Below are 20,280 nucleotides of genomic sequence, written 5' to 3' on the forward strand. Positions count from 1 at the left end.
ATAACACTTTAGCCTAATTATTGTAAAAAGCTAGTTTATAATGCCGCCATTGCTTTGTCGTAATTTGGCTCATCGGTCACTTCAGAAACTAACTCACTATACACCACTTCATGTTGCTCATTGAGTACCAAAACAGCACGTGCATATAAACCGTCTAATGGGCCGCCTTCCATTTTAATGCCATAGGCTTCTAGGCTACGGTGGCGGTAATCAGACGCTGTAATTGCATTACTTATCCCCTCAGCGCCACAAAAACGGCTAAAGGCAAAGGGTAAATCCAGTGAGGCAAATAATAAAACTGCATTGTCAGTATTGCCAACCGCTTGGCTAAATTTTTTCAGCTGCAGTGCGCACACAGGCGTGTCGATACTTGGGAATATATTAAAAATAACTTTTTTCCCTTTTAAATCCGTTAGCGATAACTGAGATAAATCACTTTGCACTAATGTAAAATTTGGGGCAGTTTCACCTACTTGAGGAAAGTCTCCATTGGTTGCTATTGTATTACCTTTAAATGTTAATGCTGTCATTTTATATACTCATGGTTAGATAGAAAATACTTACTCTGCTAAATAAAACATAAATAAGTGGCGATTAAATTAATTGTAATGATAACACTTCCCAGTTAAATATGTGTAATCAACAAGTTATAAAATTACTATTGTTATGTTTACTATAAAAATAGTGATTACTTATTTATAGCAGTAAAAATAGTATTACTAAATATTTTATTACCTGTTTTGTTAAATATTTCTGACTGGGTGCAACAATTTTTACTCTAGAGCAAAAGCAATACTTTTGCATTTCTCTATTATAACCTGCTATTTTAACACCAATTACGGTATATTAGCGGGCAATACAAACTTGCTACTAAACCGAAAGAGAAATGATGAATAAATCTACAGCCCTATTAGACAGAATTACCGTTGAACCCAATACAGCTGCTACTGCTTGTGTTATTTGGTTGCATGGCTTGGGTGATTCTGGTGCAGGTTTTGCGCCAGTAGTGCCCTTATTAAACTTACCTGCAAACCATAGTATACGCTTTATTTTTCCTAATGCACCAAAACAACCTGTAACGATTAATAATGGCTTTGTTATGCCCTCTTGGTACGATATTAACGACCAGAATCTACATAACCGAGCTGATATGGCGGGCGTGCTTATCTCTGAAACCTTAGTGCAAGCACTGATAGTTGAACAAATTAATAATGGCATTGCTGCAAGTAATATTATTTTGGCCGGCTTTAGTCAAGGTGGCGTAATGAGTTTGTTCACTGGTTTAAGGTTTGAGCAAAAATTAGCGGGCATACTGGCTTTGTCATGCTATTTGCCAATAAAAGACCAATTACCAAGTGAATTAAGTGCTGCCAATAAAAACACACCTATATTACAGCACCATGGCGCACAAGATAATGTAGTGCCAGTATCGTCAGGTAAAATGGCAAACGACTTATTACAAAACAATGGCTACAATACACAATGGAAAACATACCAAATGCCCCACAGTGTACTGCCAGAGCAACTTAATGACATTGGCGCTTGGCTAACCAAACAACTTATTAACTAACAGGTTAGCGTAATAATGAAATACTGCCCATGAACAAAAATGCAAAACCTAAAACCCCGCAATATGTGTTAGCACTTGATAACGGCACACAAAGCATTCGTGCTTTATTGTTTGATCTACAAGGGCAGCTTGTTGCTAAAAGTAAGGTAGATATTGAACCTTACTTTTCTAAGCAGCCAGGTTGGGCAGAACAAGAGCCAAATTATTATTGGCACATGCTCGCGAAAGCTTGTCAGGCATTATGGCCAGAGCTTGAGTCTTTACATATTGAAAAATCACAAATAAAAGCAGCGGCCTTAACTTGCCAGCGCGCCACAGTAATTAACTTAGATAAAAATAACCAACCGTTAAGGCCTGCCTTTGTTTGGTTAGATCAACGCGAGCAACACACACTTGATAAGATGAGTTGGTATTGGCGTGTTATTTTTACTTTTGCAGGTGAAAAGCGAACGATTAACTACTTCAGAGAACAAGCAAAAGCTAATTGGCTTTTGCATCAACAACCTGACATTTGGCAAAAAACGGATAAGTTTATGTTGCTGTCAGGTTTTCATAGTTTAAAATTAACCGGAAACTATGTCGATTCAATCTCTAGCCAAGTTGGTTACCTCCCTTTTGACTTTAAACACCATACTTGGTCAAAACCCTGGAGCTGGCGTTGGCAAGCCTTACCTATAAAAAAATCGATGTTACCAAGCTTAATTCCCTGTGGTGAGGAATTAGGCAAAGTTTGTGAACAGGCGGCAAAAGAGACGGGTATTCCAGTTGGCTTACCTCTTATTTCAGCAGGATCCGACAAAGCATGCGAAGTACTAGGCTCAGGCTGTTTAACACCAAATGTTGGCAGTTTAAGTTACGGTACAACAGCAACCTACAACACGGCAAACACCAATTATATTGAAGCCATAAAGCATTTACCGGCCTACCCTGCAGCAATGCCTAATGCTTATAATACCGAGTTAATAGTACAACGTGGTTACTGGATGGTGAGTTGGTTTAAGCGAGAATTTGCTTTGAAAGAACAACAAATGGCTAACCAGCAAGGCATGATAGTAGAAAGCTTATTTGACAAGTTATTGCAGCAAGTTCCCGCAGGCTCAATGGGCTTGATATTACAACCCTACTGGAACCCAGGTATTAAAGTGCCTGGGCCAGAAGCAAAAGGCGCTATGATTGGCTTTAGCGATGTGCATACTCGAGCACATATTTATCGTGCGATTATTGAAGGAATAGGCTACGCGCTTCGTGAAGGAAAAGAACTGTCAGAGAAAAAATCTAAGGTAAAAATTACTAAATTAATGGTGTCGGGTGGTGGTTCACAAAGCGATGAAGTCATGCAGATCACCGCGGATATTTTTGGTATGCCAGCACAACGCCCCCATACTTATGAAACGTCTGGACTTGGCGCAGCAATAAATGCAGCCGTGGGGGTCGGTTTATATAATAGCTACGAAAGCGCGGTTGCAAAAATGACCCATTACGGTGCTATCTTTACACCTATTGCTGAGAATAAAAAAATATATGACAAGCTTTACCACAGTGTTTACAAAAAAATGTATACCAGACTTAACCCTTTATATAAAAATATACGTCGTATTATGGGTTATGCAAAATAGCGTTTGATATTAACAAGCATGTTGTTGGCCAATCAGTAACTAATACCTCGCATAATAGTTTAACAATAGTATCAATTAATTTTGTTTTAACGGATTTAATTCATTAATATATACTTGGTTTTACCGTGTCATGTTTCAACTTACCTCGGACAATAATAACCCTAGCGTTATAGGCTTCATTTAATTCATTCAATAAGGTTTTCGCCAAATTACTTATCCTCTCGTTATGCCGACTAAATTTAACAATACCCGATTAAAAAGGCCAATGGACGTAGTAAATAGTCACTCACGGCAATTTTAGGGTTATCAGAGTTACCACAAGCCAATTACTTAGAGTTACTAGGGTTACCATCATCGAGTCGCACAGAGTTGTCAGGGTTACTTTAAACTTGCTCTTTAGGGGTGCTGGAGGTATTGTTGGTAAGCTACCCTATAATGCATAAAAGGTGAAAGATGAAATACGCAATCGTTTTTTCTAAAACACAAAAATCAGCGTTATACCAGATCACAGCTCCTGACCTACCCGGCTGTAGTATTCAGGCAGAATCGATTGATTTGGGATTAGAAAATATAAGAGAAAGTATAAAATCACATTTAGCTATTCTAGCTGAGTACGGGGAAAAAATTCCAACTGCAGCAACTATCGAAAGCGTTAGACAGCAATATGCTATTGACAACCCGCATACCTACACACAAGCTTTCTGGGCAATTATTGATATTGATATAACGGCGTATTTAGGCAGAAGCCAAAAAATTAATGTCACCTTACCTGAGTTATTAATTAAACAAATAGATGAACGAGTAAACAAGAGTTCCGCTTATAAAACACGATCAGGATTTATCGCCAGTGCTTGCTTAGTGGAATTAGAAAGTAATAATTAAGCCAACAGTTAAGCAACCATTAACCACGCCAACGCCTTAAAGAAGTCTGAAGAAGATACATCGATGCTTTGGCGTAGCCTGGTACTACTCTGGCTAGGTCATTGGTTAGTTAGGCAAACTAAGCGGTGATAAGTTTATTAGTTTTGCCGCCGCATTAATTTTATCGTGGAAAGTCATTTGGCTATCATGATAAAAGCAGAGTTGAGCAATGTTAGGTATAGGAAGCAGTTGCGCAAGACTGGCAATGTTCTCCTCTAGGTTGGGCATTACTATTTCACTGGCGCTGTTTGCAATCCATGCAATGCAGTTCAAGCCATCAGCAATAATGGCTTGATAAGTTAACAAGGCATGGTTTAAACAACCTAATTTCATATTAACAACAAGAATAACGTCTTGGCTGGTGTTAATGACAAAGTCAGATAAAAAAATGGCTGAAGGTCGGTGAATACTTAGTGGTACTCGCCAGCCCCCTGCGCCTTCGGTTATATTAACATCAGACTTTAACGCCAACACTTGCTGATAACCTTGTATGATGCTATTGAGCGAAATATTTTCACCAACACGCGCCGCTGCAATATGTGGTGCTATAGCATCAGCCAAGGCAATAGGGTTCACTTCATTAATTTGTTGACCCGCATTGGCAAACTCAGTGAGTAACTTAGCGTCTTCATTAATTAAGCGATTGTTTAGTTGTTGGCAACCAGCAGCAACGGGTTTATAAACAGCCACTTTTCTACCGGTATTAATTAACGCTTGTGTTAGCGCACACGCGACAAAAGTTTTACCGGCATCGGTGTCGGTTGCGGTAATAAAGTAATTCATCATTCTATTTTGCTCTTGCCTTGGTTTCTTATCGTATTGCTTAATTTAGTTTACTTTTCAGGTGCTTATTACCACCAAAAACTAGCTATTTAATTTAACGGCTAAACCAGAATACAAGCAGTATGTCGCCGGATAAACATTATTAGGCTCAAGAAAATCTTTGTAGTGCTCGGTCATAGCAAACCATTTGTCTTTACCCGACAAGCCACGGTTTTTTTTCTTTGGTAGGTGGTTCGCTCCCAAGCCTTTTAGCTCACGTGCTAAGTGAATAACATTTTGGTATTCAAGAACGATGTCTTGGCACTTATGCTCTAATAGTTTGGAGTTTGCTGTAGTGAAATGTTCTGCTAATTGCGCTTGGTTTTTAAAGTCAATAACATGCTGATCATCGTCAACTTTGCTCCACGATGCTTTAAGTTCGTGTAATGTTCCATTGACCAAAGTAGTAAATATAATAAGACCACCAGGCTTTAATACCCTCAGCATTTCTTCTACTGCTATATCAAGTGGTTCAAACCATTGGATCACTAAATTAGAATAAATAAAGTCAACACTTTCATCTTGAAGGGGAATTTTATAAGCATCGGCTTCAAGCCAAACTATTTTTTTGTTTCGGCAGTTTTGTGCAAACTGCAGCATTTTTTTAGAAAAATCTAACCCGATTACTTGCTGATAAGAGCTGGCTAACAAGTCAGTAAAAAAACCAGTGCCTGCGCCTAAATCCAGTACGGTTAAATTATTTTTATTCGGTAGCCATGGCATTAAGTGTTTCCCTGAAAAACGCTGCAACCTGGCCGATACATCATAAGATTTACTAGCAGAGCTAAAGCTTTTTGCTATTTTAATTTGATTTGTACGATGTGTTGTTGTTATCGCCATCTAACTCAATGCCTTATTTAAGTTTTCTGCTAATGTAATGATATCATTAACGTTATGGTTAGCGCATATGGTTACGCGTAACCTAGAACTACCCATGGGAACTGTTGGTGGGCGAATAGCCGCTAGCCAAACACCCTGTTTTTTTAATTGTTCACTCACCGTTAATGCCTTTGCTTCATCACCAATAATAATGGCATGAATAGATGAATTAGAAGGAACTATTTTAATGTTATCGTTTAGTTTACTGATTAACAAATGACTCAGTTCAATAATTTTATCTCGGCGCCATTGTTCACGCTGAATAAGTTCAATACTCTTAATTGTTGCCCAAGCAATTGCCGGTGAAATTGCCGTTGAATAGATATAGTGTCGAGCAAAATTAACGAGATAGTCATGTAAACTTTCATCACAGGCTAAAAAAGCACCACTGGTTGCAATAGCTTTACCTAAGGTTGCCATGATAATAGTAGGTGGTATTTTTTTATTTGCCACTGTATTTAACAAAGCTGCACTGCCTTTTCCCTGCTCGCCAATCACACCAATACTGTGCGCATCATCTAGATAAAGCCAAGCATTATACTGTGACGCTAGCTGTGCAAGTTGTTTGAGGTCGGCTTGGTCACCGTCCATACTAAAAATGCCTTCCGAAGCGATCAGTAGGTGACTTAATGTCATGACAGACCGAGTTTCTGATGCATTATTTAATGCTAATAGCCTCGACAGTTGGCGCATATCATTGTGAGCAAAGCGCTTCACTTTAGCTTTACTAGTAAAAGCGCCGTCAATCATAGAGGCGTGAGAAAGTTTATCAAGCAAAAAGTAACATTGTTGTTGCTGTAAACTTAAACCAGCTTGCGCGTTATTTTTTTTATCCGGTGTTTGACTAAGCGTTTGAAATAACGCCACATTGGCCGCAAAGCCACTGGAGAACAACAAGCATTTAGGTTTGTTTAACCACTGACAAATAGTCTCTTCTAATGCTTGGTGAGCATAATTAAACCCTGTCAACAAACTCGATGAGCTCGCGCATATACCAAATTTAGCAACGCCCTCTTGCATGGCTTGGTTAATTCTTTTATCGCCGTTAAGCCCTAAATAATCATTTGAAGAAAAGTTTATATACTCTTTCCCCTCAACCCGTATTTTGGCTGAGTGCCCTATACCTTCTGTTTTTATGGGTTGTGTACAAATGCGTTGTCGGTAACGAGACTGTGATTTTTGTCTCGCTAACTTGTCTTGAGTAAATTCAAATGCCATGAGTATGTTCTTATTACAACTTAATGAGCAGCATTATAAAATAAGTCTTTGTGTTGTTCATTCATTAATGATGTTTTTAATGCTTGGTCATGTATAGCACTTTCATCCACAATGGTTTCTGTATTAATGCCCAGCTTTTTAAAAAGCTGTGTGTCTAGATCCGTTTCTGGGTTTTCGGTGGTGAGTAATTTACAGCCATAAAATATTGAGTTAGCCCCCGCAAGAAAACATAACGATTGCATTTGTTCATTCATTTCAGAACGCCCTGCTGATAAACGCACATGCGATTTAGGCATCATAATACGTGCCACCGCGATACAGCGGATAAAATCAAAGTTATCTAAGTCGTCTACATTCTCTAACGGTGTTCCAGCAACTTTAACCAACATATTAATCGGTACACTTTCAGGTTGTTGTGCTAAGTTAGCCAATTGTACTAAGAGCGAACACCGGTCAACCGCACTTTCTCCTAACCCGACAATACCGCCGCTGCAAACTTTCATACCTGCATCACGAACATGATCCAATGTGTCTAATCGATCTTGATAGGTCCGTGTTGTAATGATTTGGTTATAATGCTCTGGTGAGGTATCGAGGTTATGGTTGTAATAATCTAAACCCGCATCTTGTAACTGCTGTGCTTGATGTTTATCTAACATGCCTAAGGTCATACAAGACTCAAGCCCTAGTGCTTTCACTCCTTTGATCATGTCTAGCACTACCGGCATATCACGTGCTTTTGGATTACGCCAGGCCGCGCCCATGCAAAAACGAGTTGAGCCCATAGCTTTAGCTTTTGCCGCCGCTTCTAGCACTTTTTCAACTTCGAGTAAGCGTTCTTTTTCTAAATCTGTTTTATTGCGAGCGCTTTGTGAGCAGTATTTGCAATCTTCTGGGCAAGCCCCTGTTTTTATTGATAATAAAGTGCTAACCTGCACTTCATTAGCATTAAAATTTTGGCGATGAATGCTCTGGGCTTGAAACATTAAATCGTTAAAAGGTAGTGCAAATAACGCTTGAACTTCTGCTATAGTCCAATGATGGCGCACATTATTATTAGACTGAGACGTTGAATTAAAAACAGCTTGTGACATAGAAAACTCGTTTGCATATGATTTAGGAAGCAGGTAGTCTAGCGACCATAATTTTGATGTCAACGACCTGCAGCGCACTTGGTTTACATATGATCACTAAACAAACAAAAACAAGCCATTCTAGTTTATTAGCCTTTGATAAAAAGCATGTATGGCACCCGTATACTTCTATGTCGTCGCCTTTACCCACCTATTTAGTTGACAGTGCTAATGGAGTACATATTCACCTGGCCAGTGGGGCCTCGCTTGTTGATGGCATGTCTTCATGGTGGTCTGTATTACATGGTTATAATCATCCTAAATTAAATGCCGCCTTGTTAGCGCAGTCGACAAAAATGTCTCATGTGATGTTTGGCGGTTTAACCCATTCCAGCGCTATTGAGTTATGTAAAAAGCTAACACTACTAACACCAGAAGGTTTAGATAAAGTATTTTTGTCAGATTCAGGTTCTGTTAGTGTAGAAGTCGCGATAAAAATGGCGCTACAGTATTGGCAAAGCAAGGGGCAAAGCCAAGAAAATAGTAAAAATAATAGTAAAGACACCCATGAATATAATAAAGACACCCATCATAATAAACTTAAAAATAAAACAAAACTATTAACAGTTCGTAATGGTTACCATGGTGATACTTTCGCCGCGATGTCGGTTTGTGACCCTATTACGGGTATGCATCAAATTTTCGATAAAGTGTTAATGAAGCATATATTTGCACCTGCCCCTACAATAAGGTTTGGTGAGCAATGGCAACCGACTGACGTAGAGGCACTTGCCAACTTATTTGCACAACACCATCACCAACTTGCAGCCTTTATTATAGAGCCAATCGTTCAGGGGACTGGCGGTATGCGCTTTTATCACCCTGAATATTTAAAAGCCTGTAGAATATTGTGCGATCAATATAATGTATTATTGATTGTTGATGAAATAGCCACAGGATTTGGCCGTACCGGTAAACTTTTTGCTTGTGAATGGGCTGACATCAGCCCTGATATTATGTGCTTAGGCAAAACGCTCACTGGCGGTTATATCACACTAGCAGCCACTCTTTGCAGTGATGAAATAGCACAAACCATTAGTGCTGGAGAAGCAGGATGCTTTATGCATGGCCCTACTTACATGGGGAATGCTTTAGCCTGCGCTGTTGCCAATGCCAGTATCGATTTATTATTTGAAAATAAGTGGCAGCAACAAGTCAGCGAGATTGAACAACAATTACGCACATTGTTATTGCCGCTAAAATCCCATAGCCGAGTAAAAGACGCCCGTGTACTTGGCTCTATTGGCGCAGTTGAATGCAAACAAACAGTGAACGTTGGCGTTATTCAAAAGCGTTTTGTTGAATTAGGTGTATGGATCCGCCCTTTTGGCTCGCTCATTTATATTATTCCCCCGTTAATTATCAAGCCAACACAGTTATCATTACTGGTAACTGCCATAGCAACAGTATTAAAAGAAGACGATTGTTTTGAGGGCTAGTTTGTTGTTAAGCCAATTTTAAGTGGGTTAAGCCATTAAGTTATGATGTTCGCCATTGTTAAGACATGATGTAAAATAACCGACAACCAAAACAGGTTCATGCAAAGTAAAAAATAGGCGCTGTAGTGGCTATTGTCACATTGTCTTCTCGCACGGTATTTATTAATAAGGATAACAGCATAAATGGCGGCGGCACTAAACCAAATAACAAGGTATAAATACCCAGTCAATGGTGTGAGCCAAAACTGCCTAACATCAATATCATGATAGCGTAAAACACCATAATTTGTTTCTGGCGCAGCAAAATAAGAGAAAATAATAGCAAACCAAAATGCTAGCCAACTTGCAAACGTTAAGAGGCGCGCTAAATAAACCCAAAAATCGGTAGATTTTCTTCGCTCTTGCGCTAATGGCGTTTGCGCTATTTTGCTTGTATCTGGCACTTTTTCCATCGTTATAATTCTTTTTTCACTTTTTATAGAGAATAGTTAAATAATTTAGCAATTTTTACTTGTGAAAGATAATAGTCACGGTAACATATCCCCCTTAAAAAATTCTGAAAACCTTCTCGCATTAAATAGTCTTAAACATAAAATATAAGAGGTCACTACATGTCAGTCATAGCAATTACTGATGTATTAGCAGGTAAATACCCTGTTGATGAAACTATCACCGTACATGGTTGGATTAGAACACGCCGTGATTCAAAAGCCGGTATTTCTTTTTTAGCTATTCATGACGGTTCATGCTTTGATGCTATTCAAGCTATTGTACCCAGTGATCTTAGTAATTATCAAGCAGACGTACTTAAGTTAACAACTGGTTGCGCAGTAAAAGTTACCGGCGTATTAGTGGAGTCTATGGGTAAAGGCCAGTCTTTTGAAGTGCAAGCAACGTCTGTCGAAGTACTTGGTTTTGTAGAGGACCCTGACACTTACCCAATGGCAGCGAAAAGACACAGCATGGAATATTTACGCGAGCACGCTCATTTACGTGCCCGTACTAATATTGGTGGTGCCGTAACACGTGTTCGTAACTGTTTAGCGCAAGCCATCCATAGATTCTTGCACAACAAAGGTTACTTCTGGATTAGTACTCCACTTATAACCGGTAGTGATTGTGAAGGCGCTGGCGAGATGTTTCGAGTTAGTACCTTAGACATGGAAAACTTGCCACGTAATGATGCTGGCACCGTTGATTACAACCAAGATTTTTTTGGCAAAGAGACTTTTTTAACAGTATCTGGGCAATTAAACGTAGAAACTTATTGTAACGCGTTATCAAAAGTATACACATTTGGCCCCACATTTAGAGCTGAAAACTCTAATACTTCTCGTCACTTAGCTGAGTTTTGGATGGTAGAGCCAGAAATTGCTTTTGCTAACTTATCTGACGCAGCTGATTTAGCTGAAGAAATGCTTAAGTACGTGTTAAGTGCGGTGCTTGAAGAGCGTCCTGATGATATGGCCTTCTTTCAACAGCGTGTTGATAAAACTGTCATTGAGCGCCTAAACTCGGTTATTAATACTGAGTTTGTTCGCCTTGATTACACTGAAGCGATTACTATTTTAGAAAACTGCGGTAGAAAATTTGAAAACCCAGTTTCTTGGGGGGTTGATTTAAACTCTGAGCACGAGCGCTTCTTAGCCGAAGAGCACTTTAACGGACCTGTTGTTTTACAAAACTACCCTAAAGACATTAAGTCTTTTTACATGCGTTTAAATGATGACGGTAAAACTGTTGCTGCGATGGACATTTTAGCACCAGGTATTGGCGAAATTATAGGTGGGAGTCAACGTGAGGAACGTCTTGACGTACTTGATAGTCGCTTAGAAGAAATGAACTTAGACGCTGATGATTATGGTTGGTATCGTGATCTTCGTCGTTACGGCACGGTGCCACACTCAGGTTTTGGCTTAGGTTTTGAACGTTTAGTCGCTTATGCTACAGGTATGCAAAACGTACGTGACGTGATCCCTTTCCCAAGAACACCCAACAACGCAACATTCTAAGTTGTTATTAATACCAGTTAGCCTAAAAAGGTCACTACTTCTTTAGGCTAACTGGTGTAGTTTGTCATTTATATTACAATAAAATGCAAGTGAAATTGCATACCTTCGTAATCGTTACTCATTCACCGCATTTTTCTCGTGCCAATAACTCACTTTGTCGGTAAAACTTTTACTTGCTTTAAGCGCTTGCGTTTTACAGGGCGTGCCAATATATAAAAAGCCAACAATTTCCCCTTGCTCACTTACGCCTAACCCCTGCTTCACTTTATTATTATAAGCAAAGTCTCCTGTACGCCACATAGCACCATACCCCAAGGTAAACGCCGCCATTTGCATTGCATGAACACTACAGCCTGCGGTAATTAATTGCTCTTGCTTAGGTACCTTGTCGTGCTGAGTAAATTCAGCACTAACCACAATAATCATCGGCGCTCGAAATGGCATTTTAGTTATTTTTTCAATATTTGCTGTTTGTGGGTCACTACTAGCAACAAAAAGATCACTTAAACGCTGTAAGCCCTCGCCTGTTACTACGGTAAAATGCCATGGTCTCAAACAAGCATGGTCAGGCACACGCATACCTGCCGCTAGAATTTTTTCAAGGGCTTGCTTATCAGGTGCTGGTGCTGTAACAAGTGGGTTAGATTGACGTTGTAAAAGTAATTCAATGCCTGTCATAAAAATACATAAGTAAAATAAGTGGTAAGGTCTAGTATAACGACGATTTGTTTATAAACAATTTAAAAACCATTTATTTACAATCTAGTGATTAATTTATTATTCGATTGAGGTAGTATATGTCAATCTATTAAACTTATTTTGAATAAAATTTTATGAACGCATTACGTACTTTCTTTAAACGTATTTTCTCAACTTTTTGGCGAATATTCACTTTCACTCGCTCAATTGTTTTAAATTTAATTTTTATTATTTTTTTTGTTGGTTTTATAGCCATGTTAAGCAGTGATTCAGAACAACTTATTGTGCCTGAAAATACAGCCTTGGTATTAAACCTAACAGGTGATATTGTTGAGCAAAAACATGAGGTTAACCCTTTTGATGCTTTACTAGTTGAAGCAATAGGCGAAAAAGAAGAAAAACCAGAAATTTTACTTGCCGATATTCTTCAGGTGATTGCACAAGCCAAAAATGATGATCGGGTACAAATATTAGTACTGCAGTTACAAGGTTTAGGCTCAGCAGGGTTAACCAAACTCAAAGACGTTGGTCAAGCGCTAGTTGATTTTAAAAGCGCCGGCAAGAAAATTATTGCTTTAGGTGACCAATACACACAAAACCAATATTACCTAGCGAGTTATGCAGACAAAATTTGGTTGAACCCTCAAGGTTTTATGTTAATTGAAGGCTATGGCCGATATAACATGTACTTTAAATCGGCACTAGAAAAGTTATCAGTTAATCAACATATTTTTCGTGTTGGTACTTTTAAATCAGCAGTTGAACCCTTTATACGCGATGATATGTCTGATGAAGCAAAGCAAGCAAATCAGTTATGGTTAAATGATTTATGGAGCCAATATAAGAGTGATGTTGCTGAACAAAGAGGTTTTAACATTGATAACTTTGATGAAAGCATTAATGATTTAGTAACAAAAATTGAAAATGTTAAGGGTAGTTTTGCTGATTACGCATTGTCAAACCAATGGGTTGATCAATTAAAAACACGTACACAAATGCGTGAAAAATTAATTGAAATAGTGGGTAAAAATAAAACTGGAGATAGCTTCAACCAGATAAACTTTAACGATTATTTAACGGTAATGAAAACCAACAAAGCGTTAAGTAACAGTATAAATATGTCTTCCTCTGATCAAGTCGCCATAATTGTTGCTAAAGGTACTATTTTAGACGGTACGCAAAAGCCAGGGTCTATCGGTGGTGACTCAACAGCAAAACTATTACGTAAAGCACGTACAAATGATAAAGTGAAAGCGGTAGTGTTACGTGTTGACAGCCCAGGAGGGAGCGCATTTGCTTCTGAAATTATTCGTCAAGAAGTTGAATTATTAAAAGCTGCTGGGAAACCGGTCGTCGCTTCTATGGGCACTTATGCTGCGTCGGGTGGCTATTGGATTTCAGCACCTGCTGATAAAATATATGCTTCCGCTTCTACCATCACGGGCTCTATTGGTATTTTTGGTATGATGATGACCTTCGAAGACTCACTGAGTGAGGTTGGTATATATACTGATGGCGTAGGTACAACCGATATATCAGGTTTTGGTCCTACCCAACCGTTAACACCAGGGATGTCTAAATTATTCCAGCTGAGTATTAATAAAGGCTACCACGATTTTATTACCTTGGTTGCTGAAAACAGAAACATGACCTTAGCGCAGGTGGATGCTATTGCACAAGGCCGTGTTTGGTCAGGTAAAAAAGCAAAAGAAATAGGCTTGGTTGATGAGTTAGGTAATTTAAACGACGCTATTGCTGCAGCAGCTAATTTAGCTAAGCTCGAACAATATGATACCTTGTTAATTGAAAAAGAAATTTCAGACCGTCACAAGTTGATTCAAAAAATGTTGGGGGAAGCAAAATCACTTGTGTTTGCTAATACTTATTTGTCTAGTGATAGTGACTTAAGCACTTCTCACAGTGTTCATGCTAAACCCATGACAACGTTCATTGCTCAATTAAAAAATGAAATAACTAAGATGAACCAATTTAATGATCCGCAAGGAATATACTCTTTATGTTTGGTTTGTAGTGTGCAGTAATTATGCTAAAAAAGAAAAATATTTATGTCGCCTATACAGGCGGCACTATCGGTATGAAAAAAAGTAAGCAAGGCTTTATTCCTGTTAAGAGCCACTTAACTGATTCTATTAATGCATTACCTGAATTTTATCGGGACGAAATGCCGTCATTTACAATTAATGAATATCATCCGTTAATCGACTCATCCAATATGGCGCCAAGTGATTGGCAGCATATTGCTGATGATATCAAGCGTAATTACGACCATTATGACGGTTTTATCGTATTGCATGGCACAGATACCATGGCATATACCAGCTCAGCTTTGTCTTTTATGTTTGAAAATTTAAGCAAGCCTATTATTGTCACAGGCTCACAAATTCCGCTAAGTGAGTTACGCTCTGATGGCCAGGTCAATGTATTGAATTCTCTATATATTGCCGCTAACTACCCTATTAACGAGGTAGGATTATTTTTTAATAATAAACTCTACCGAGGTAATCGCTCGATCAAAGCTTATGCCGATGGTTTTAATGCTTTTGACTCACCCAACATGCCCCCCTTGCTTGAAGCGGGTATTAATATTAACGTTATTGCGGGCAAAGTCTGTAAAGACCATGCTAGCGCACCCGCAGTAATAGTTCGCGATATAACACCACAGCCCATTGGGGTTGTACATTTATACCCTGGTATTAGTAGTAATGTTATCGACAACGCCATTCGACAACCTGTAAAAGCACTTATTATTCGAAGTTATGGCGTAGGTAATGCACCACAAGACCCTGCACTCCTCGCTTGTTTAACCAAAGCGAAAGAGCAAGAAATTGTGGTGATCAATTGCAGCCAATGCATTAAAGGCACGGTTAATATGTCGGGCTATGCCACAGGAAACTCCCTTAGCCAAACAGGCGTTATCAGCGGGTATGATATGACTTTAGAAGCAACCTTAACCAAACTACATTACTTGCTTAGCCAACCGTTATCTTATGATGAGATATGCCATTTAATGAAAACGAACTTACGCGGCGAGCTAACCGCCTAACCCCAGCTATTGAGCCACCCATATTTTAATTAAGACAGCCATTACAATAACTAGTATTTATTAAGGCCTCTTATGAAGACAGCCATAAATGTTATTAAATTTTTGAAATAAATAACTGAGTGACTTATATTTTTAGGTGCAAGAATGATCAAAAATCAGCTTTTTCAGGATTTTTATAGTAATTTATGAGGAAAAATTAGTGAATGGGCACGCTCTAAAGCAGCTTCACATTAATTAAGAGTGCTGTGGTTTTAACATGTATTCGCAGGTTTATTTTACAATACTCAAGAGTAATTTTGCTTTAACTATACCTCGAATGCGTTGATGGCCTGTATGTGTTTTAAATTGATTCATCATAATTTCTGAGCCCGCAGCATAGTAAAAATGTTTTTCAAACGTTGTTGTTAACGTTATCCATTGTTTTTCTGATAAACCTAACTTCTTCAATAAAGGCTTTTGTTGCTGGTCTATGTGGCCTGCCTTATCATTTCTAATGATCCTTCCCGTCATATCAACTAATTCACAGTAATCCTTAACTGAAAAAGATATGCCTCTTTCAAGTTTTTTATTGTGATTACCGCCAAAAGGCATTAAAACTGAAGTTCCTATATTGGGTTTGTTAATTGATTCCAACCGTTTTGCTATACTAGTATGCTTTGACTTCTCTAGGCTGCTGGCTAATTTGGCTCGTATTGGGTTTAAGTCAACATAGGCCATGCAAGCAATTACCGCCGCTTCATCTAACAAAGCTTGTGATTTAAAGCGTCCTTCCCAGAATCGTCCGGTACATTGATCTTCTTTATTAGCTGCTCTAGCAATGTACTCATTTAAGCTACGCATAAACCAGCTGATGTCCTGTAAACGTCTACGGTATTCGGTTATTGTGTCGTTTAATGTTAGCTGTTGAGAGCGGTTTAAAGGGTTGCCGTTAATAAACATTTGTGTCAGCAATGTGCCTTTATGTAAGCGGTGCCAACGTTGTACAACTTGTTTATCAGACCAACTTTTTGCTAGCTTTATATTTATGTGTAATACAGCATGAACATGATTGCTCATCACTGCATAAGCGCAAATATCTATAGCAAAAACTGACGATAAATATAGTAACCGTTGTTCAACCCACCCTCGGCGATGTTCGTAGCTACGGCGTGAATGGCTATCAAATCCGCACAGAAAAGAATGGCGTACACATCGGGAAACACAATGGTAAAAAGGGGTATCGGTTAGACTAATTTGGCGACTTCGAGGTTGTGGCATGACATCAATCCTTTGATTTATTTCCTAACCTAAGCCTAGCCTATAATACTATTTAAGCAAGTTTTTATAAAATAAGATGATAAGCTGTTCTAATTAAGACACCCATCAAATTAACATGGGTGTCTTCCTATCTATGGGTGTCTTCCTATCTTTCCTATCTATATGGGTGTCTTTCTATTGATCGTTTGACTCAAGAAATAAAAACCTTTTTTAAACGGGAAAGTAAGGCTAGATCTGAAGCCTCTAGTGTTCCTAAACGTAACCAGTCAACTAGACGCTGTTGTAAATCTATAACTTCAGATGATTGCATTTGCTCTTGCATCAATTTAACTTGTACCGCCATTCGCTCCGTCGCTAATGCTTTTGGCGATTCTACTTGCGCTAAAATTTCTAGCTCTAATGTTTTGTGTTTACGCGTGTCTGCGTTAGCCTGAGTTTTAATTAGGCAATGTTCCGTTAAACGTTTTTGCCAAAAACTGGTTAGATCTTTATATTCTTCAACACTAGAGATATTTTCTGCTGAAAAGACAGGCTCTGGTTGAGCCATTTTCTCGAGTAACAAGAATAAATTACGCCAATTTTTATTTGCTGCCTCAGCATTTATTTCAGCTAAAGTTGAATTAAGCTGTTTTATAAATAACTCTATCTCATTAGCAACAGACTTAATAACAGGCTTGTTAGCAATAACTTGACTTAACAACTGCTCTGCTTGCTCTTTAGCCTTGATCAAGCTAGGTTTTTCAACTAAAACCGTCTGGTAGTCATCTTTACTTGCATTAACCCTAGCGCTAATATTGGCGAGTGCTTGGCTATACTCTTGTGCCATTTGCGCTAACTCAAATTTTTGCTCAGACTTCACTTGCTCACGCTTAGCAAAAACTTGGTCATTAATCGTTCTAAACTTTTGCCATAATTTAGACTCTTGGTGAGCGCCGGCAAAACCAATTTCTCGCCACTGTTGTTGTAATTTTTTAACCTGGATAATTGCTTGATAATTATCATCAGCAGCTAATGCTTGCTCTGCCTGAGCAATCAATAACTGTTTTTTAGTGGCATTCGCATCATGATAGTTTTTAATTAAATTTTTAATTGGCTGAAGGGTGTTTTTAAATTGTTTAAATAATTTTTGATATTCTTCTCTATCCACCTCACCAGCTTGCTGCCAGCGTTGTTGTAAATTATTCAGCTTTTTATCAAGTGCTTTAAAATCTACCGACGCGTTATCATCAGATTCAGCGATTGTTTGCTCAGCTAAAAGCCGTGCTTGCTCTAATATGTTGTTTCGGGTAACTAAATGTAATGCCCTCATTTTTTCTTGTTCTGCATAATATAAACGGCAAGGAGCAAAGGCCTGTTCACACGCAAGATTGAATTGACTATTCAATTCCTTATCAATGTCTTCCTCAGCATGCCCTAAAGAATTCCATACTTTTCTATACTGTTTTACCTTATCTGCTTGTGCATTAGGGTCATCTAAAGGGGTGGTGACTAAGGCATTAATTTCTGCTAGTAACTCTTGTTTACGAGGTGTTGCAATATAATGTTCCCAATCACTTATCTCTGCCATTTGTTCAGTAACCATATCAAGATCTCGCTGTAACCGCTGCAGTTGCTTATTTGACAATAAAGTAATTGCTTGGTTAACCCCTTTAAATAATCCAAAACAAACTTTATATTTACCACTAGCCAAAAGGCGTTTTAAGTCACTTAGTTTTTTCTTGGTTTGAGCAAATAATTGTTTTTGCTCCTTTTGCAAGGGCTTTAAGCCATCTTCCCATGTGCGTGTAATTTCTTCATGGGCATCAACAATTGACTGTGGCAACACGCCACATGCTTTTTTATTTACAGCTTTATAGCGGGTTACCCAATCATTAAATGTTTTTTGCCGATCATTCAACTCATGTAATGAACTTGGCAAAGCGAGTTGAGAGATGTGTGAAATAAGTTGAGTCGCTTCACTTACTGATTCTGCTATTTGAGGTAATTGTGTTAAACGCTGTGCCAATTGTGACGACTGATGTAAGAAGTCAGCTTGCTCCACTTTATTTAATACACTATTGGTAATGTTAGCATTAAGTTGATTCAGTGTATTAGAGAATTCTTGCTGGTTAAGCAAAACCGCCTCAGAGGAATTAGCTAAGAGATCTCCCTCAAAAACAGCTGTGGATATTTCTTGATTTAACTGGGTAATTACTTGGTTAAATTTAGCCTTGGCTAATGATTTATCTTCTGCCAGTTTTTCTGCTATTTTTGCTTGCTGATAAGCTTCTTCTTTTGGAGCAAAAATATGCGTTAGTTGTTCAATGATTTTATGATACTTATATACTAAGTTTTGTTGTTCTTCTTCTGTTAAACAGTTTAAATCTACTTCATTTTCTTGCCATTGTGCAAGCAAAGCTAACTTACTCTTTTGATAGTGGCCGTAATCAGACTGTTCTTTTAAGGCTAATAGTTTTGAAAGTATCAGCTGCATTTGTTTAAGCAGCTTCTTTGGTTTTTCTTTTGCTAACGTTAATTGTGTTAAACGTTCATCAATTATGCTGTTTATTTCTTCATTCACTGACCTTTTAGCCAGTTTCACTAGTAGCGATGCATCTTGCAAGATATTTAATTCTAGTGAAAGTAATGATCTTTGAACATCAGCAGTTTGCTTTTTAGTAAATACTTGTAAGAAAAATTGGCCAATGTTTCTTTTTTTAGCCAGTATTTCAAACAGTTTAAGTACTAATGTTGGGTCATTTTCATGATCAAGCCAATAACTTAGCATGGCTGTGTCGATAACTTGTCCCCAATTTATTATGGGTGTCTTAACAACTTCATTAACAACTTCTGTCTTTGGGCTGGCTGTTTCGGTAATTTCTGTTTTTGGTTCAGCAGTTATTATGGGTGTCTCAGTAACTTGCTCAGTAACTTGAGTTAATAAGGTAAGTTTTTCGTTGATAGATAATTTAATTTTATGGTTATCGGCTAAAATATCTTGTACTTGGCTAACAGCAAACTCTCGGACATTTTTATTATTATTTGTGATGCTGGCGTTGAGGTAATGGTCAAAGCTGTTAAGTTTTATGAGCGCTGCGCGACGAACTAATTCGCTATTATCTTCATTGAGCAGCGATAACAAAGTAGTTACATTGTCTTTGTTATCCGTAGTTAGTTCTTCATTTATTGCCGCAATACGAACATTACTGTCTTTATGTTGCCAGTTATTTTTACTTTTAAAGAAATTGAAAATCATGGGAGATCACGTTTCGCTGATAAATAACCCCCCTATTTTTCTTGTATGAACTTTAAAAAATAGGGTTGTGATTATTATAGGTTGGTAAAATGAGCAATATTACTCTGAGTATTTTTTTCATTGTCTGCATCGGGCTTAACACATGGTGTTGTTGGCTTATCTTTAGCGGCAGTGGTAAAGCCTGCTTTTAATTGAACCTTGTTTTTATGCACCATTTGCCCATCACTGCCAATGGTTAACATTTCATCACTATTAAGGTGACGCGCTTGGTAAGCCATTATTAATTGTAATGCAGTATCACGTTGGGCTTGATCTACTGGGGTTCCTTCTGGCCACTTGCCTGTTTCTGCTGCACACTTCAAGCGCAAATACATAGCCTCTGGCATATGTTCAATAGTATCTTGTAAGTTCATAG

At 38.3% G+C, this 20,280-nt stretch carries 17 protein-coding genes; 7 read left to right on the top strand and 10 right to left on the bottom strand.

Annotated elements, in window-relative coordinates; all coding sequences use genetic code 11:
* Positions 1 to 35 precede the first annotated feature (35 nt).
* Entirely contained in the window at positions 36 to 530 is a 495-nt protein-coding gene (gene tpx / locus AC0UA9_RS00940; protein WP_475655825.1) for a thiol peroxidase, read from the bottom strand.
* 359 nt (positions 531 to 889) lie between these two features.
* Here tpx and AC0UA9_RS00945 point away from each other — a divergent pair, with 359 nt between their 5' ends.
* The 3 genes from AC0UA9_RS00945 to AC0UA9_RS00955 all read left to right on the top strand — a co-directional run bounded on the left by AC0UA9_RS00945 (position 890) and on the right by AC0UA9_RS00955 (position 4,068).
* The gene (locus AC0UA9_RS00945; protein WP_475655826.1) at positions 890 to 1,570 is read left to right on the top strand and encodes an alpha/beta hydrolase; all 681 of its coding nucleotides are present in this window, start codon (positions 890 to 892) and stop codon (positions 1,568 to 1,570) included.
* Positions 1,571 to 1,599: 29 nt separating this feature from the next.
* On the top strand, positions 1,600 to 3,186 hold the full coding sequence (locus tag AC0UA9_RS00950; protein ID WP_475655827.1) for an FGGY-family carbohydrate kinase: 1,587 nt from the start codon (positions 1,600 to 1,602) through the stop codon (positions 3,184 to 3,186).
* 453 nt (positions 3,187 to 3,639) lie between these two features.
* Positions 3,640 to 4,068 carry a type II toxin-antitoxin system HicB family antitoxin gene (locus tag AC0UA9_RS00955; protein WP_475655828.1) on the top strand — a complete coding sequence of 143 codons (429 nt, stop codon included), beginning with the start codon at positions 3,640 to 3,642 and terminating at the stop codon, positions 4,066 to 4,068.
* A 105-nt stretch (positions 4,069 to 4,173) separates the two neighbouring features.
* Here the strand turns inward: AC0UA9_RS00955 and bioD are convergent, their stop codons facing one another.
* From bioD to bioB, 4 genes are all read right to left on the bottom strand, one after another.
* Positions 4,174 to 4,893 carry a dethiobiotin synthase gene (bioD, locus tag AC0UA9_RS00960; protein WP_475655829.1) on the bottom strand — a complete coding sequence of 240 codons (720 nt, stop codon included), beginning with the start codon at positions 4,891 to 4,893 and terminating at the stop codon, positions 4,174 to 4,176.
* A 78-nt stretch (positions 4,894 to 4,971) separates the two neighbouring features.
* Positions 4,972 to 5,769 carry a malonyl-ACP O-methyltransferase BioC gene (gene bioC / locus AC0UA9_RS00965; protein WP_475655830.1) on the bottom strand — a complete coding sequence of 266 codons (798 nt, stop codon included), beginning with the start codon at positions 5,767 to 5,769 and terminating at the stop codon, positions 4,972 to 4,974.
* Positions 5,770 to 7,026: an aminotransferase class I/II-fold pyridoxal phosphate-dependent enzyme gene (locus AC0UA9_RS00970; protein ID WP_475655831.1), complete on the bottom strand. Its 1,257-nt coding sequence runs from the start codon at positions 7,024 to 7,026 to the stop codon at positions 5,770 to 5,772. It abuts the gene before it with no gap.
* Positions 7,027 to 7,046: 20 nt separating this feature from the next.
* On the bottom strand, positions 7,047 to 8,120 hold the full coding sequence (bioB, locus tag AC0UA9_RS00975) for a biotin synthase BioB (RefSeq protein ID WP_475655832.1): 1,074 nt from the start codon (positions 8,118 to 8,120) through the stop codon (positions 7,047 to 7,049).
* 89 nt (positions 8,121 to 8,209) lie between these two features.
* Here bioB and AC0UA9_RS00980 point away from each other — a divergent pair, with 89 nt between their 5' ends.
* On the top strand, positions 8,210 to 9,598 hold the full coding sequence (locus tag AC0UA9_RS00980; protein WP_475655833.1) for an aminotransferase class III-fold pyridoxal phosphate-dependent enzyme: 1,389 nt from the start codon (positions 8,210 to 8,212) through the stop codon (positions 9,596 to 9,598).
* Between the two features lie 35 nt (positions 9,599 to 9,633).
* Here AC0UA9_RS00980 and AC0UA9_RS00985 read toward each other — a convergent pair whose 3' ends face one another.
* Positions 9,634 to 10,050 (bottom strand): hypothetical protein, encoded by a 417-nt coding sequence (locus tag AC0UA9_RS00985; RefSeq protein WP_475655834.1) that lies wholly within the window; start codon positions 10,048 to 10,050, stop codon positions 9,634 to 9,636.
* Between the two features lie 159 nt (positions 10,051 to 10,209).
* Between AC0UA9_RS00985 and asnS the strand changes: the two genes are divergently transcribed.
* Positions 10,210 to 11,610 (top strand): asparagine--tRNA ligase, encoded by a 1,401-nt coding sequence (asnS, locus tag AC0UA9_RS00990; RefSeq protein ID WP_475655835.1) that lies wholly within the window; start codon positions 10,210 to 10,212, stop codon positions 11,608 to 11,610.
* A gap of 114 nt (positions 11,611 to 11,724) precedes the next feature.
* On the opposite strand, the gene AC0UA9_RS00995 is transcribed toward asnS, so the two are convergent.
* The gene (locus AC0UA9_RS00995) at positions 11,725 to 12,288 is read right to left on the bottom strand and encodes an NAD(P)H nitroreductase (RefSeq protein ID WP_475655836.1); all 564 of its coding nucleotides are present in this window, start codon (positions 12,286 to 12,288) and stop codon (positions 11,725 to 11,727) included.
* Positions 12,289 to 12,443: 155 nt separating this feature from the next.
* Between AC0UA9_RS00995 and sppA the strand changes: the two genes are divergently transcribed.
* Positions 12,444 to 14,351, top strand: a complete 1,908-nt coding sequence (gene sppA, locus AC0UA9_RS01000; RefSeq protein WP_475655837.1) for a signal peptide peptidase SppA — start codon at positions 12,444 to 12,446, stop codon at positions 14,349 to 14,351.
* Between the two features lie 2 nt (positions 14,352 to 14,353).
* The gene (ansA, locus tag AC0UA9_RS01005) at positions 14,354 to 15,373 is read left to right on the top strand and encodes an asparaginase (RefSeq protein ID WP_475655838.1); all 1,020 of its coding nucleotides are present in this window, start codon (positions 14,354 to 14,356) and stop codon (positions 15,371 to 15,373) included.
* 270 nt (positions 15,374 to 15,643) lie between these two features.
* Here ansA and AC0UA9_RS01010 read toward each other — a convergent pair whose 3' ends face one another.
* From AC0UA9_RS01010 to AC0UA9_RS01020, 3 genes are all read right to left on the bottom strand, one after another.
* Positions 15,644 to 16,630: a transposase gene (locus tag AC0UA9_RS01010; RefSeq protein WP_475655839.1), complete on the bottom strand. Its 987-nt coding sequence runs from the start codon at positions 16,628 to 16,630 to the stop codon at positions 15,644 to 15,646.
* A gap of 190 nt (positions 16,631 to 16,820) precedes the next feature.
* Positions 16,821 to 19,865 carry a DUF349 domain-containing protein gene (locus AC0UA9_RS01015; RefSeq protein WP_475655840.1) on the bottom strand — a complete coding sequence of 1,015 codons (3,045 nt, stop codon included), beginning with the start codon at positions 19,863 to 19,865 and terminating at the stop codon, positions 16,821 to 16,823.
* A 74-nt stretch (positions 19,866 to 19,939) separates the two neighbouring features.
* Positions 19,940 to 20,278: a YeaC family protein gene (locus tag AC0UA9_RS01020; RefSeq protein WP_475655841.1), complete on the bottom strand. Its 339-nt coding sequence runs from the start codon at positions 20,276 to 20,278 to the stop codon at positions 19,940 to 19,942.
* Between the last annotated feature and the right edge of the window lie 2 nt (positions 20,279 to 20,280).

It is taken from the genome of Colwellia sp. F1, from assembly GCF_056238625.1.

Coding starts and splice junctions, on each gene's coding strand:
- tpx (WP_475655825.1), bottom strand. CDS start 530: ATGACAGCATTAACATTTAAAGGTAATACAATAGCAACCAATGGAGAC.
- AC0UA9_RS00945 (WP_475655826.1), top strand. CDS start 890: ATGAATAAATCTACAGCCCTATTAGACAGAATTACCGTTGAACCCAAT.
- AC0UA9_RS00950 (WP_475655827.1), top strand. CDS start 1,600: ATGAACAAAAATGCAAAACCTAAAACCCCGCAATATGTGTTAGCACTT.
- AC0UA9_RS00955 (WP_475655828.1), top strand. CDS start 3,640: ATGAAATACGCAATCGTTTTTTCTAAAACACAAAAATCAGCGTTATAC.
- bioD (WP_475655829.1), bottom strand. CDS start 4,893: ATGATGAATTACTTTATTACCGCAACCGACACCGATGCCGGTAAAACT.
- bioC (WP_475655830.1), bottom strand. CDS start 5,769: ATGGCGATAACAACAACACATCGTACAAATCAAATTAAAATAGCAAAA.
- AC0UA9_RS00970 (WP_475655831.1), bottom strand. CDS start 7,026: ATGGCATTTGAATTTACTCAAGACAAGTTAGCGAGACAAAAATCACAG.
- bioB (WP_475655832.1), bottom strand. CDS start 8,120: ATGTCACAAGCTGTTTTTAATTCAACGTCTCAGTCTAATAATAATGTG.
- AC0UA9_RS00980 (WP_475655833.1), top strand. CDS start 8,210: ATGATCACTAAACAAACAAAAACAAGCCATTCTAGTTTATTAGCCTTT.
- AC0UA9_RS00985 (WP_475655834.1), bottom strand. CDS start 10,050: ATGGAAAAAGTGCCAGATACAAGCAAAATAGCGCAAACGCCATTAGCG.
- asnS (WP_475655835.1), top strand. CDS start 10,210: ATGTCAGTCATAGCAATTACTGATGTATTAGCAGGTAAATACCCTGTT.
- AC0UA9_RS00995 (WP_475655836.1), bottom strand. CDS start 12,288: ATGACAGGCATTGAATTACTTTTACAACGTCAATCTAACCCACTTGTT.
- sppA (WP_475655837.1), top strand. CDS start 12,444: ATGAACGCATTACGTACTTTCTTTAAACGTATTTTCTCAACTTTTTGG.
- ansA (WP_475655838.1), top strand. CDS start 14,354: ATGCTAAAAAAGAAAAATATTTATGTCGCCTATACAGGCGGCACTATC.
- AC0UA9_RS01010 (WP_475655839.1), bottom strand. CDS start 16,630: ATGCCACAACCTCGAAGTCGCCAAATTAGTCTAACCGATACCCCTTTT.
- AC0UA9_RS01015 (WP_475655840.1), bottom strand. CDS start 19,865: ATGATTTTCAATTTCTTTAAAAGTAAAAATAACTGGCAACATAAAGAC.
- AC0UA9_RS01020 (WP_475655841.1), bottom strand. CDS start 20,278: ATGAACTTACAAGATACTATTGAACATATGCCAGAGGCTATGTATTTG.